Genomic DNA, 13,260 nt, shown 5'->3' on the forward strand with positions numbered 1-13,260 from the left:
CGTCCCGGCCGGCCGCCCCCGCCCGGCCTACGATGACCCGATGACCGATCTCCACCCCTTCATCGCGGGCCTGCCCAAGGCCGAGCTGCACGTCCACCACGTGGGCTCCGCCTCCCCCCGGATCGTCTCCGAGCTGGCCGCCCGGCATCCGGACTCCAAGGTCCCCACGGACCCGGAGGCGCTCGCCGACTACTTCACCTTCACCGACTTCGCGCACTTCATCGACGTGTACCTCTCCGTCGTGGACCTCGTGCGCACCCCCGAGGACGTCCGGCTGCTGACCTTCGAGGTCGCCCGCGACATGGCCCGGCAGAACATCCGCTACGCCGAGCTAACCATCACCCCGTACTCCTCCACCCGCCGCGGCATCGAGGAGCGGGCGTTCATGGCGGCGATCGAGGACGCCCGCAAGGCGGCGGAGGCCGAGTTCGGCACCGTGCTGCGCTGGTGCTTCGACATCCCCGGCGAGGCCGGCCTGGAGGCCGCCGAGGAGACCGCGCGGCTCGCCGTCACCGACGGCATCCGCCCCGAGGGCCTCGTCTCCTTCGGCCTCGGCGGCCCCGAGATCGGGGTGCCGCGCCCGCAGTTCAAGCCGTACTTCGACCGGGCCCGCGCGGCCGGGCTCCGCTCGGTCCCGCACGCCGGCGAGACCACCGGCCCGGAGACCGTCTGGGACGCCATCCGCGACCTGGGCGCCGAGCGGATCGGCCACGGCACCAGCTCCGTCCAGGACCCCGGGCTCCTCGCGTACCTCGCGGAGCACCGGATCGCCCTGGAGGTCTGCCCGACCTCCAACATCGCGACCCGCGCCGTGGCCACCCTCGACGAGCACCCGATCCGGCAGATGGTGGACGCCGGGGTCCTGGTCACCGTCAACAGCGACGACCCGCCGATGTTCGGCACCGACCTGAACAACGAGTACGCCGTCGCCGCCCGCCTCCTCGGCCTCGACGAGCGCGGTGTCGCGGGCCTCGCGAAGAACGCCGTCGAGGCGTCCTTCCTCGACCCGGCCGGCAAGGACCGGCTGACCGCCGAGATCGACACGTACACGGAGAACTGGCTGGCGCGTTGAGGCCCCCGAGAATGGGCCCATGCGATCTGTCACTGTCGTAGGCCACCGCGGCGACCCCTACCGCGCCCGCGAGAACACCCTCCCCTCGATCGGTTCCGCCTTCGAGCGGGGCGCGGACGCGGTCGAGGTCGACGTCCGGCTCACGAAGGACGGGGTGCCCGTCCTGCTCCACGACGACACCCTGAAGCGGCTCTGGGGCCACGACCGGCCGCTCGCCGCGCTCAGCCACGCGCAACTGCGCGAGCTGACGTACGACGGGGTGCCGACGCTCCGCGACGCGCTCCTGGCCGCCGGGGCGCACCGGCTGATGCTCGACCTGCCCGGCGGGAACGAGGACTCGGTCCGCCGGATCGTCGGCGCCGTCCGCGAGGCCGGCGCCGGCGAGCGGGTCTACTACTGCGCCGGCGCCGTCGCCATGCTCCAGGTCCGGGCCGCCGACCCGCACGCGGAGATCGCCCTCACCTGGACCTCGCTCGCACCGCCCCGGCCCGTGCTGCTCGACGCCGTCCGCCCGAAGTGGCTCAACTACCGCTGGGGACTGACCAGTCGGGCGCTCACCGAGCGCGTGCACCGGGACGGGCTGCTCGTCTCGGCCTGGACGCCCGACACCCGCAGGAGCATGCGTAGGCTGATCGCGAACGGGGTCGACTCGATCACCACCAACCGGGTCGACACCCTCGCCGACGTCCTGCGAAAGGCCCCCTGATGAACGACCGGATCCGGACCGACATCGCCCACAACGCCCGGGTGTGGAACTACTGGCTGGGCGGCAAGGACAACTACCCGGTCGACCGGGCCGTCGGCGACCAGGTCACCTCCTTCCACCCGAGCATCGGCGACGTCGCCCGCGCGGACCGGGCGTTCCTCGGCCGCGCGGTCACCCGGCTCGCCGACGGGGCCGGGATCCGCCAGTTCCTCGACATCGGCACCGGACTGCCGACCGCCGACAACACCCACGAGGTCGCGCAGCGGATCGCGCCGGACGCCCGGATCGTCTACGTCGACAACGACCCGATCGTCCTCACCCACGCCCGCGCGCTCCTCACCAGCGCCCCCGAGGGCGTCACCGAGTACGTCGACGCCGACGCCCACGACCCGGAGCGGATCCTGGCGGCGGCCGGCGAGGTGCTCGACCTGGACCGGCCGGTGGCGGTGCTGATGCTCGGCATCCTCAACTTCGTCCTCGACACCGGAAAGGCCCGGTCGATCGTGCGGACGCTCATGGACGCCGTGCCGTCCGGCAGCCACCTCGTCCTCACCCACCCGACGCTGGAGCCGGAGCTCGGCGGCGAGGGCAACAAGGCGGCGATGGCGTTCTGGAACGAGAACGCCACCCCGCCGATCACCGCCCGCACCCGCGAGGAGTTCACCTCCTTCTTCGACGGCCTGGAGCTCCTCGAACCCGGCATCGTCTCCTGCTCCCGGTGGGGCGCGCCGGAGGCCGCCGCGGTGGCGCAGTTCGGCGCGGTGGGCCGCAAGCCGTAATGCGGATACGGGGGGTGGGGCAGCCCGGGAGTGGGGCGCGGCGCATCCGGGGGCCGTGGACGCGGGGCTCGCGCTGCTCGTGCAGGCGGCGGTGACGATGCCCTTCGTCGTGCCGCGCGCGCCGGAGCTGGAGCCGGCGACCTGGGCGGCGTACGGGCTGACGACGCTGACCGTGCTGCCGCTGGTGTGGCGGCGGCGGGCGCCGATGGCGGTGCTGCTCGCGGTGCTCGCCGCGAGCGCGCTGTACCAGCTGACGATGGAGGGACCCGGGCAGCCGCTGCCGTACCAGGGGCTGGTGTGCGTCCACACGATCGCGGTGCTCGCGCCGGCCTGGCAGCGGGCGGTGACGGCGGGGCTGCTGCTGGTCGCGGTGCCGGTGTCGGTATGGCTCAACACCCGCTCGGTCCGCGAACTCACCTTCTCCCTCTTCGTGTTCGGCGCGGCCTACGTCTTCGGGCGGCTCACCGACGCCCGGCAGCGGGCGCACCTGGTCGAGGCGGAGCGGGCGGCGGCCCGCGAACGGGCCCGGATCGCCCGGGAGATGCACGACATCCTGTCGCACGCGGTGAGCCTGATGATCGTGCAGGCGGAGGCCGGTCCGGTGGCGGTGCGCAGGGCGCCGGAGCGGGCGGAGGCCGCGTTCGACGCGATCTCCGCGACCGGACGGGACGCGATGGACCAACTGCGGCGGATGCTGGGCCTGTTGCGCGACGAGGACGCCGGGGACGGCCGGGCGCCGCAGCCGGGCCTGGACGAGCTGCCCGCGCTGCTCGACCGGGTGCGGGCCGGCGGTCTCGACGTGCGGTACGAGACCTCCGGCGCGGTGGCGGGGCTGCCCGCGCCGCTCGCGGCGACCGTGTACCGGATCGCGCAGGAGGCCCTCACCAACACCGTCCGGCACGCCCGGGCCCGTACCGCCACCGTCCGGATCGACCGGTCCGGCGCCCGGCTCACCGTCCTGGTCACCGACGACGGCCGTGGCCCGCGCCCCTCGCCCCTCCCGGCGGCGGGCAGGACGGCGGGCCACGGTCTGGCCGGGATACGGGAGCGGGCAGCGGCGCACGGCGGCGCGGCGACCGTGGGCGCGGGGCCGGGCGGCACCGGATTCGAGGTGCGGGCGGAACTGCCCGTACCCTCCCCCGCGGAGGTGGGACCGTGACGATCCGTGTGGTGGTGGCCGACGACCAGGAGCTGGTCCGCAGCGGCTTCGCCCTGATCCTCGACGTCCAGGACGACATCGAGGTCGTCGCGGAGGTCGCCGACGGGGCGGCGGCGGTGGAGGCGGTGCGCCGCCTCCGGCCCGACGTGGCGCTGCTCGACATCCGGATGCCCCGGATGGACGGCATCGAGGCGTGCCGGACGATCGGCGCGGAGAGCGCCTGCCGGACGGTGATCCTGACGACCTTCGACTCGGACGCGTACGTGTACGAGGCGCTGCACGCGGGCGCGAGCGGCTTCCTCCTCAAGGACGTGCGCCGGGACGACCTGGTGCACGCGGTGCGGGTGGTGGCGGCGGGCGACTCGCTCCTCGCGCCCTCGGTGGCCCGCCGGCTCGTGGAGCAGTACACGGCGGGCGGCCCGCGCCGGGCGGTGGGCCCCGACCCCCGCCTTGAGGTGCTGACGGGCCGGGAGCGGGAGACGCTGCTGCTGCTCGCGCGGGGCCTGTCGAACGCGGAGATCGCGGCGGAGCTGGTGGTCAGCGAGCACACGGTGAAGACCCATGTGGGGAACGTGCTGGCGAAGCTGGGGCTGCGGGACCGGATCCAGGCGGTGATCTGCGCGTACGAGACGGGCCTGGTCGCGCCGGGCCCTCCCCCGCCCGGGGGACTCCCGGGCACCGGATCCTCCCCCGCGCGGACGAGGGACTGACCGGCGAGGACCACCGGTGCGGGCGATCCGTGGATCACGGCAGGTGAGCAGGATGGAGCCATCGAGAACAACGGCTCAAGTCACCGGAGTTGACCATGAGGAAGTCCATGCGGAAGTCCACGGGGAAGTCCACCCGCACTCTGCTCGCCGCCGCCCTGGTGCTGGGCGTCGCGGCGGTCCCCGCCACCGTCTCCCCCGCCTTCGCGGCACCGGCACCGGCTGCCGCGGCGACCGCGCCGGCCGTCCCGGACCTGTCGGCGGTGATCGCCGGCCTGCCGCGCGCCGACGCGACGGCGGCGCTGGTCCGGGTGGGCGGCACCGAGGGTGTCTGGCGGGGCAGCGCGGGCGTGCGCGACCTGGAGTCGGGGGCGCCGGCGGACCCGGCGGGCCGCTTCCGGGCCGGTTCGGTGACGAAGGTCTTCACGGCGGCGACCGTCCTCCAGCTCGCCGCCGAGGGCCGGATCGACCTGGACCGCACGGCCCGCTCGTACCTGCCGGAGCTGATCCCCGGCCGGTACGCGAGGGTGACCGTCCGCCAGTTGCTGAACCACACGCACGGCATCCCGGCGGCGGACTTCCCCGGGACGACGGTGGAGGAGTGGTACGAGAACCGCTTCGCCGTCCACGAGCCGGAGGAGCTGGTCCGCTCGGCGACCGCGAAGCCGCGCGAGTTCCGCCCCGGCACCCGCCAGCACTACCTCAACATCGGCTACACGATCGCGGGCCTGCTCGTGGAGCGGGTGACCGGGGACGCGTACGAGGAGCAGGTGGAGCGGCGGATCCTGCGCCCGCTCGGGCTCCGGGACACGTACTTCCCCGGCGAGGACCCGGGGATCCGGGGCCCGTACAACCACGGCTATCAGACGATGCGGCTGGACGACGGCACGACCGGGCTGCGGGACGTCTCGGTCTGGGGGGTGACGGACGGCTGGGCGGCCGGCGACCTGATCTCGACCACGGCGGACCTGGAGCGGTTCACCCGGGCCCTGTTCGCGGGCCGGGTGGTCCGCGGCCCGCTCCTGGAGGAGATGTTCACCCTCCCGAAGGTCACCGACTTCGGCTCCGGCGACCCGGCCGCGTACTCGTCGGGCCTGTCGATGAAGCGGCTCGGCGGGCGCGAGGTGTGGGGCAAGACCGGCGGCCGCTGGGGCTACAACGCGGCCATCTCCTCGACCCGCCACGGCGAGCGGACCCTGGTCTACAGCGTCAACTCCACCGACGCCAAGGGCCAGTCCATGAACCCCACGGCCCTGGAACTCATGCTGGCGACATACGGCCTGCCGTCGCGGTGACCCCACCGGCCGCTTCGACGCGCTTGATCATGCGGCGCACGTGGAGCAGCGGCAGGATGCCGAAGACCCCGAAGGACATGTCGATGACCGACCACCAGAAGGGGATGTCGCGGATCGGCCCGCAGATCAGGGCGAGGGGAACGATGCCGACGCAGGCGATCATGCCGAACTCGACGACCCAGATGTTGCGGACCGGGTCGCGGTAGGGCCCGTAGAAGGCGACGGCGATGACGAGGTGGGCGAAGGCCAGCCAGTCGGTGCCGTAGAGGAGGTACGGCGCGTCGGCGCCGGCCGCCTCGACCCCGCCCGCCACCTTGTGGATCCACTCGGCGAGACCGGGCAGGGCGTCGGCGACGGGCGCGGCCCAGCCGGTCAATGAGGAGTCGAGCCAGCGGAGTTCGGTGACGAGCGGGAAGGCGGTGGCCCCGCTCAGGACGAGACAGACGACGAAGAAGATCAGCCAGGCGCGGATGCGCGCGAGAAGGGCTCTCGGCCCGTTCGTGTCGCTCATGGGCCCAGCGTACGCCCGCCCTGAACGCGTTCAAAAACGGGGGGTGGTACGTCTCCGGGGTGGCCGGGCCGTCTCAGAGGCCGACGATCCCGTTCCACCGCTTGGCCATGGCCCGGCGCTCGCCGGAGGTGATGTCGCGGGCGATGGAGAGCCGGCTCCGCATGTCCTTGTCGGGGAAGATGAGCGGGTCCTCGGCGAGCGCGGCGAGTTCCTCGTCGCCGGAGTCGGCGAGCACGGCCTGGGCGGCCGGGACCGGGCAGACGTAGTTGACCCAGGCGGCGAGTTCGGCGGCGACCTCGGGCTCGTAGTAGTAGTCGACGAGCTTCTCGGCGTTGGTCTTGTGGCGCGCGAGGTTGGGGATCATCAGCGACTCCGCCCACAGCTCGCCGCCCTCCTCGGGCACGACGAACTCGATGTCGGGGTTGTCGGCCTGGAGCTGGATGACGTCGCCGGAGTACGCCTGGCAGGCCAGCACGTCCCCGCCGGCGAGGTCCTTGATGTAGTCGTTGCCGGTGAAACGGCGGATGTGCTTCGTGCGGACGAGCTTCTCGATCTGGTCGCAGACGGCGTGGAAGTCGTCCTCGGTCCAGCGCGTGACGTCGGCGCCGTTGCCCTGCATGAGCAGGGAGATGGACTCGTCGAGGCCGGAGAGGAGGGTGACCTTGCCGCGCAGGTCGGCGTCCCACAGCTGGCGGGTGGAGCGCAGCTCGCGGCCGAGCCGGCGCCGGTTGTAGGCGATGCCGGTGATGCCGGACTGCCAGGGCACGGAGTGGAGCCGGCCGGGGTCGAAGGCGGGGCGGCGCAGCTGGGGGTCGAGGTGCTCGGCGACGTTGGTCTGGGCGGCGCGGTCCATCTTCTGGACCCAGCCGAGACGGACGAAGCGGGCGGCCATCCAGTCGCTGACGACGATGAGGTCGCGGTCGGTGGCCTGGCCGTTCATCAGGGCCGGGCCTATCTTGCCGAAGAACTCGTCGTTGTCGTTGATCTCCTCCGTGTAGTGGACGGAGATCCCGGTCCGCTTCCGGAAGGCGTCGAGGCTGGGCCGCTTCTGCGGGTCCTCGTCGTCGGTGTCGATGTAGAGCGGCCAGTTCGCGAACGTGACGTTGCGCTCGCGGCCGGACAGGTCCCGGCCGGCGCGCTCGCTCTCGGCGACGTAGGCGGGCTTCACGCCGCAGGCGGCGAGGAGGCCGGTGGCTCCGGCGGCGCCGAGACCCCGCAGGACGGACCGGCGGGGCATGGTGTTCCTTGCTGTCGCTCTCACCCGCGAAGCATCCCGCCCGGCTCCCGGCCGCCGCAATGGACGGTCCGTCGAGCGGCACGGCACGGCCCCGACACCTTGTCGATCATCCGATCGACGGGTGCCGGGGCCGTACCGGAACCACGAGGGCTCCGGGACTACCGGGCGGTTCAGCCCAGCGAGGTCATCACGTGCTTGATGCGCGTGTAGTCCTCGAAGCCGTACGCGGAGAGGTCCTTGCCGTAGCCGGACTTCTTGAAGCCGCCGTGCGGCATCTCGGCGACCAGCGGGATGTGGGTGTTGATCCAGACGCAGCCGAAGTCGAGCGACTTGGACATGCGCATGGCGCGCTGGTGGTCCTTGGTCCAGACGGAGGAGGCCAGGGCGAACTCGACGCCGTTGGCGAACTCCAGGGCCTGGGCCTCGTCCGTGAAGGACTGGACGGTGATGACCGGGCCGAAGACCTCGTTCTGGATGATCTCGTCGTCCTGCTTCAGGCCGGAGACGACGGTCGGGGCGTAGAAGTAGCCCTTGTCGCCGACGCGGTGACCGCCGGACTCGACCTTGGCGTGGGCCGGGAGGCGGTCGATGAAGCCGGAGACCTGCTTCAGCTGGTTGGCGTTGTTGAGCGGGCCGTAGAGCACGTCCTCGTCGTCCGGCTGACCGGTCTTCGTCTCGGCGGCGGCCTTGGCGAGCGCGGCGACGAACTCGTCGTGGATGGACTCGTGGACGAGCACGCGGGTGGCGGCCGTACAGTCCTGGCCGGCGTTGAAGAAGCCCGCGACGGAGATGTCGCCGACGGCCGCCTCGATGTCGGTGTCCTCGAAGACCACGACCGGGGCCTTGCCACCCAGCTCCAGGTGGACGCGCTTGACGTCCTTGGCCGCCGACTCGGCGACCTGCATGCCGGCCCGGACGGAGCCGGTGATGGAGGCCATCGCCGGGGTGGGGTGCTCGACCATGGCGCGGCCGGTCTCGCGGTCGCCGCAGATGACGTTGAAGACGCCCTTGGGGACGATCGAGCCGATGATCTCGGCCATCAGGACCGTGGAGGCGGGGGTGGTGTCCGAGGGCTTGAGGACGACCGTGTTGCCCGCGGCGAGCGCCGGGGCGAACTTCCACACGGCCATCATCATCGGGTAGTTCCACGGCGCGACCTGGGCGCAGACGCCGACCGGCTCGCGGCGGATGATCGAGGTCATGCCCTCCATGTACTCGCCGGCCGAGCGGCCCTCGAGCAGACGGGCGGCGCCGGCGAAGAAGCGGATCTGGTCCACCATCGGCGGAACCTCCTCGCTCGCGACGAGGGCGGTCGGCTTGCCGGTGTTCAGGACCTCGGCGGCGATGAGGTCGTCGGCGCGCTCCTCGAAGGCGTCGGCGATCTTGAGGAGCACCTTCTGGCGCTCGGACGGCGTGGTGTCGCGCCAGGCGGGGAAGGCGGCCGCGGCGGCCTCCATGGCGGCGTCGACGTCGGCCTGGCCGGAGAGCGGGGAGGTCGCGTACACCTCGCCGGTGGCCGGGTTGATCACCTCGATCGTGCGGCCGTCGGCCGCGTCGCGGAACTCTCCGTCGATGTAGTTACGCAGCCGGCGCAGCTCGGTGGTCACTTGCCACCCCTCCTGTCACGTTCTGTTCCGCACGGCCTTGTGCGGGCGTCCCGATGGGCGAGACACCTCAGCCTACTTGCTCGGCTGACGCTTTCAACAGCCCCGACCCCTCTCCACTTCGGATTCAGTGACATCAGAGCCCTCAGACAACGAATTACATCGCTCTGGGGTTGCGCGACGGCGCATCTCGGTGCACAGTGAGGACGTGGCCAGTCGAAGCGCAGACTCCAGAACCGGAACCGGTTCGTCCCCGACGATCGATGCCGTCTCCCTGGCGATCATCGAGCAGCTCCAGGAGGACGGCCGCCGTCCCTACGCCGCCATCGGCAAGGCCGTCGGCCTCTCCGAAGCGGCCGTGCGGCAGCGCGTCCAGAAGCTCCTCGACCAGGGCGTCATGCAGATCGTCGCCGTCACCGACCCGCTCACCGTGGGCCTGAGGCGGCAGGCGATGGTCGGCATCCACGTCGAGGGTGACCTGGATCCGGTCGCCGAAGCGCTGACCGACATGCCCGAGTGCGAGTACGTGGTGATGACCGCGGGCTCGTTCGACCTGATGGTGGAGATCGTCTGCGAGGACGACGACCACCTTCTGGAAGTGATCAACAAGCGGATCCGCACGCTCCCCGGCGTGCGCTCCACCGAGAGCTTCGTTTACCTGAAGCTCAAGAAGCAGACCTATATGTGGGGAACCCGATAACCGTGACCCAGGACCTCTCCAAGACTGCCTACGACCACCTGTGGATGCACTTCACCCGCATGTCGTCGTACGAGAACAGCCCCGTCCCCACCATCGTCCGCGGTGAGGGCACGTACATCTTCGACGACAAGGGCAAGCGCTACCTCGACGGCCTCGCCGGCCTCTTCGTGGTCAACGCCGGACACGGCCGCCAGGAGCTGGCCGAGGTCGCGTACAAGCAGGCCCAGGAGCTCGCGTTCTTCCCCGTGTGGTCGTACGCGCACCCCAAGGCCGTCGAGCTCGCCGAGCGCCTCGCCGACTACGCCCCGGGCGACCTCAACAAGGTCTTCTTCACCACCGGTGGCGGCGAGGCCGTCGAGACCGCGTGGAAGCTCGCCAAGCAGTACTTCAAGCTCCAGGGCAAGCACACCAAGTACAAGGTCATCTCGCGTGCGGTCGCCTACCACGGCACCCCGCAGGGCGCCCTGTCCATCACCGGCCTGCCGGCCCTGAAGGCCCCCTTCGAGCCGCTGGTCCCCGGCGCGCACAAGGTGCCGAACACCAACATCTACCGCGCCCCGATCCACGGCGACGACCCCGAGGCGTTCGGCCGCTGGGCCGCCGACCAGATCGAGCAGCAGATCCTCTTCGAGGGCCCCGACACCGTCGCGGCCGTCTTCCTGGAGCCGGTGCAGAACGCCGGTGGCTGCTTCCCGCCGCCGCCCGGCTACTTCCAGCGCGTCCGCGAGATCTGCGACCAGTACGACGTGCTCCTCGTCTCCGACGAGACGATCTGCGCCTTCGGCCGCCTCGGCACGATGTTCGCCTGTGACAAGTTCGGCTACGTGCCGGACATGATCACCTGCGCCAAGGGCATGACCTCGGGCTACTCCCCGATCGGCGCCTGCATCGTCTCGGACCGCATCGCGGAGCCGTTCTACAAGGGCGACAACACCTTCCTCCACGGCTACACCTTCGGTGGCCACCCGGTGTCCTCGGCGGTCGCGATCGCCAACCTGGACATCTTCGACAAGGAGGGCCTGAACCAGCACGTCCTCGACCAGGAGGGCAACTTCTTCGACACCCTGAAGAAGCTGCACGACCTCCCGATCGTCGGCGACGTCCGCGGCAACGGCTTCTTCTACGGCATCGAGCTCGTCAAGGACAAGGTCACCAAGGAGTCCTTCACGGACGAGGAGACCGAGCGCGTCCTGTACGGCTTCCTGTCCAAGGCGCTCTTCGACAACGGCCTGTACTGCCGTGCCGACGACCGCGGCGACCCGGTCATCCAGCTGGCCCCGCCGCTCATCGCCGACCAGGGCACCTTCGACGAGATCGAGGGCATCCTGCGGTCGGTGCTGACCGAGGCGTGGACCAAGCTCTGAGTCCCACGGGAACCATCCCCCGAGGTTCCCGCCCTCACGCCGCCCTCACGGCGTGACCCCCGCGGCCCGGGCATGCCGCCATCCGAGTGGATGGCGGCGGCCCGGGCCGCGTGCTGTCCGTACAAACGGATCCGAATACTTACGGTGCCCAGTGACCGACAGGCCCGACCCTCGTTCCCCCGGACGGGGGAACGCAAGTATCGGATCCGACATCGAGGTGTACGCGATGGCCCCACCGGACAACGACGTGCTCTGGGCGCGTTCCCTGCACTGCTCCCTCGGCGGCACGGAGGCCCTCAGCGGCGTCTCCGTCGGCGTCCGCGAAGGCGAGATCCTCGCCGTGACCGGCCCCCGCGGCAGCGGCAAGACCACCCTCCTGCGCTGCCTCTCCGGCGAGCTCCCCGCCCAGAAGGGCGAGGTCTGGTTCAACAGCTCCCCCGTCCACACCCTGCCCCGCGCCGGACGCGAACGGCTCCGCCGCGAACGCTTCGGCTGGATCGGCCCCGAGCCCGGACTCGTCCCCGAACTCACCGCCTGGGAGAACACCGCCCTGCCGCTGCTGCTGCGCGGGATCCCCCACCGGGCCGCGCGGACCGCCGCCCGCGAGTGGCTCGACCGGCTCGACATCGGCGCCTGCGCCGCCGTCCGCCCGCACGGCCTCACCCACTCGCAGCGCCAGCGCGTCGCCATCGCCCGCGCGCTCGCCGCCGCCCCCTCCGTCCTCTTCGCCGACGAACCCACCGCCGCCCTGCACCGGGCCGACGGCGCGCAGGTGCTCCGCACCCTCACCGCCGCCGCCCGCTCGCACGGCATCACCGTGCTCCTCGCCACCCACGACGGCGAGGTCGCGGCGCTCGCCGACCGCACGGTCACCCTCCTCGACGGACGCCGGGCCGGCAGCGTGCCGCCCGCCACGGGGGCGGAGGGCGTCGCCGCGTGCTCGCTCTCCGTCTAGTCCGCGGCTCCCACCCGCTCGTCCAGCTGCGGCGGCTCCTCGTCGCCGCGGCCGCCGCCGGCGTGGGCTTCCTGCTGCTGTGCACCCTCGGCTACGCCGTCGGCCACCCCGAGCACGCCGCCGCCTCCGCGCTGCGGCTCCTCTGGTGCGCGCTGCCGATCGCCGCCACCGTCCAGTTCGCCGTCGCCGTCGCCCGCACCGACCCGGCCACCCGGCCCCGCCCCGGGCTCTCCTCGATCGGCCTCGGCCCGGCCCGGCTCACCGCCATCGCCGCCACCTCCACGGCCGTCGCCTGCACGCTGGGCTCGATGGTCGCCCTCCTCGTCTACCTGCACCTGCGCGGCGACATCACCGGCCTCCCCTTCGACGGGGCCGCCGCCGGACTCCTCGCCGCCGACCAGCCACTGCCGCTGGCCGCCGCCCTCACCCTCCTCGCGATCGTGCCCGTCGCCGGCGCCACCGCCGCCGGCCTCGCCCTGCGCCCCCGCACCGGCACCCCCGCCCCCGAGGGCGCCGCCCGGCCCGTCCCGAACGGCCTGCCGTGGGGCGTCGCGCTCATCGCCGTCGGCCTCGCCGTGGAGACGTACGCGGGGCGCGGCGGCGGCGACGGCGTCGCCCTGCCCGGCCGCTTCGACGGCTCCCCCGCCGGCGTCCTCGCCGGCTGGATCCTCACCGCCGGCGGACTCGCGCTCGCCGGCCCCGGCCTCACCCACCTGGCCGGACGGCTCCTCCAGACCGCCCGGCCCGGCGCCGTCCGGCTCCTCGCCGGCCGCGTCCTCATGGACGAGGCCGGCCGCATCGGCCGCCCCCTCGGCGTCGTCTGCGCGGTCCTCTCCGGCACCCTCGCCGCCGCCACCGTGTACGCGGCCCAGGACGGCGGCACCGCCTTCGGACCGCTCACCGGCCTCGGCGCCGGCGTCGTCATGGCCTGCACCCTGGCGACCCTGCTCACCGCCGCCCTGGAGTCCCGCCAGTGCCGCGCCCACACCACCGAGGCCCTGGCCCGGCTCGGCGCCCCGCCGACCGTCCTGCGCACCGCGGCCCTGCTCCGCGCCGGAGCCCTCCTCGCCGTCTTCCTCCCCCTCACCTGGCTCATCGGCGAACTCGCCGCCCTCCCCCTCACCGCCTGACCACCCGTCCCGCCCCGGAAGACCGGGGCCGGAAAAGCGGG

The 13,260-nt window shown here is 72.5% G+C and carries 13 protein-coding genes; 10 read left to right on the forward strand and 3 right to left on the reverse strand.

All coding sequences use genetic code 11. The features are described 5' to 3' along the window. The first annotated feature begins 40 nt into the window (after positions 1–40). From ACFXMG_RS24825 to ACFXMG_RS24850, 6 genes are all read left to right on the forward strand, one after another. Entirely contained in the window at positions 41–1,072 is a 1,032-nt protein-coding gene (locus ACFXMG_RS24825) for an adenosine deaminase (protein ID WP_383827647.1), read from the forward strand. Positions 1,073–1,091: 19 nt separating this feature from the next. After that, positions 1,092–1,778 carry a glycerophosphodiester phosphodiesterase gene (locus ACFXMG_RS24830; RefSeq protein WP_383827645.1) on the forward strand — a complete coding sequence of 229 codons (687 nt, stop codon included), beginning with the start codon at positions 1,092–1,094 and terminating at the stop codon, positions 1,776–1,778. After that, complete coding sequence (locus tag ACFXMG_RS24835) at positions 1,778–2,557, forward strand: SAM-dependent methyltransferase (RefSeq protein WP_383827643.1); 780 nt, start codon at positions 1,778–1,780, stop codon at positions 2,555–2,557. The genes ACFXMG_RS24830 and ACFXMG_RS24835 overlap by 1 nt, the downstream gene beginning before the upstream one ends. 97 nt (positions 2,558–2,654) lie before the next feature. Beyond that, positions 2,655–3,716, forward strand: a complete 1,062-nt coding sequence (locus ACFXMG_RS24840) for a sensor histidine kinase (protein ID WP_383827695.1) — start codon at positions 2,655–2,657, stop codon at positions 3,714–3,716. Beyond that, positions 3,713–4,426, forward strand: coding sequence for a response regulator (locus ACFXMG_RS24845; protein WP_383827641.1), 714 nt, complete (start codon positions 3,713–3,715; stop codon positions 4,424–4,426). Before ACFXMG_RS24840 ends, ACFXMG_RS24845 begins: the two co-directional genes overlap by 4 nt. A gap of 107 nt (positions 4,427–4,533) precedes the next feature. Next, positions 4,534–5,718 (forward strand): serine hydrolase domain-containing protein, encoded by a 1,185-nt coding sequence (locus ACFXMG_RS24850; RefSeq protein ID WP_383827639.1) that lies wholly within the window; start codon positions 4,534–4,536, stop codon positions 5,716–5,718. Here ACFXMG_RS24850 and ACFXMG_RS24855 read toward each other — a convergent pair. The 3 genes from ACFXMG_RS24855 to ACFXMG_RS24865 all read right to left on the reverse strand — a co-directional run bounded on the left by ACFXMG_RS24855 (position 5,684) and on the right by ACFXMG_RS24865 (position 9,073). Next, the gene (locus ACFXMG_RS24855) at positions 5,684–6,229 is read right to left on the reverse strand and encodes a hypothetical protein (RefSeq protein WP_383827637.1); all 546 of its coding nucleotides are present in this window, start codon (positions 6,227–6,229) and stop codon (positions 5,684–5,686) included. The genes ACFXMG_RS24850 and ACFXMG_RS24855 overlap by 35 nt on opposite strands. A gap of 73 nt (positions 6,230–6,302) precedes the next feature. Continuing rightward, complete coding sequence (locus ACFXMG_RS24860) at positions 6,303–7,466, reverse strand: spermidine/putrescine ABC transporter substrate-binding protein (protein ID WP_383827635.1); 1,164 nt, start codon at positions 7,464–7,466, stop codon at positions 6,303–6,305. 170 nt (positions 7,467–7,636) lie between these two features. Next, the gene (locus ACFXMG_RS24865; RefSeq protein WP_383827633.1) at positions 7,637–9,073 is read right to left on the reverse strand and encodes a gamma-aminobutyraldehyde dehydrogenase; all 1,437 of its coding nucleotides are present in this window, start codon (positions 9,071–9,073) and stop codon (positions 7,637–7,639) included. 205 nt (positions 9,074–9,278) lie between these two features. On the opposite strand from ACFXMG_RS24865, the gene ACFXMG_RS24870 reads away from it, so the two are divergent. The 4 genes from ACFXMG_RS24870 to ACFXMG_RS24885 all read left to right on the forward strand — a co-directional run bounded on the left by ACFXMG_RS24870 (position 9,279) and on the right by ACFXMG_RS24885 (position 13,219). Then, positions 9,279–9,770, forward strand: coding sequence for an Lrp/AsnC family transcriptional regulator (locus ACFXMG_RS24870; protein ID WP_030758710.1), 492 nt, complete (start codon positions 9,279–9,281; stop codon positions 9,768–9,770). Next, the gene (locus tag ACFXMG_RS24875; RefSeq protein WP_383827631.1) at positions 9,755–11,134 is read left to right on the forward strand and encodes an aspartate aminotransferase family protein; all 1,380 of its coding nucleotides are present in this window, start codon (positions 9,755–9,757) and stop codon (positions 11,132–11,134) included. The genes ACFXMG_RS24870 and ACFXMG_RS24875 overlap by 16 nt, the downstream gene beginning before the upstream one ends. Positions 11,135–11,360: 226 nt before the next feature. Next, a complete protein-coding gene (locus tag ACFXMG_RS24880; RefSeq protein WP_383822932.1) occupies positions 11,361–12,089 on the forward strand; it encodes an ABC transporter ATP-binding protein in 729 nt (242 codons plus the stop codon). Further along, positions 12,071–13,219, forward strand: coding sequence for a hypothetical protein (locus ACFXMG_RS24885; protein WP_383822928.1), 1,149 nt, complete (start codon positions 12,071–12,073; stop codon positions 13,217–13,219). Before ACFXMG_RS24880 ends, ACFXMG_RS24885 begins: the two co-directional genes overlap by 19 nt. Positions 13,220–13,260 lie beyond the last annotated feature (41 nt).

The organism is Streptomyces sp. NPDC059201 (genome assembly GCF_042754585.1).
GTDB lineage: Bacteria > Actinomycetota > Actinomycetes > Streptomycetales > Streptomycetaceae > Streptomyces.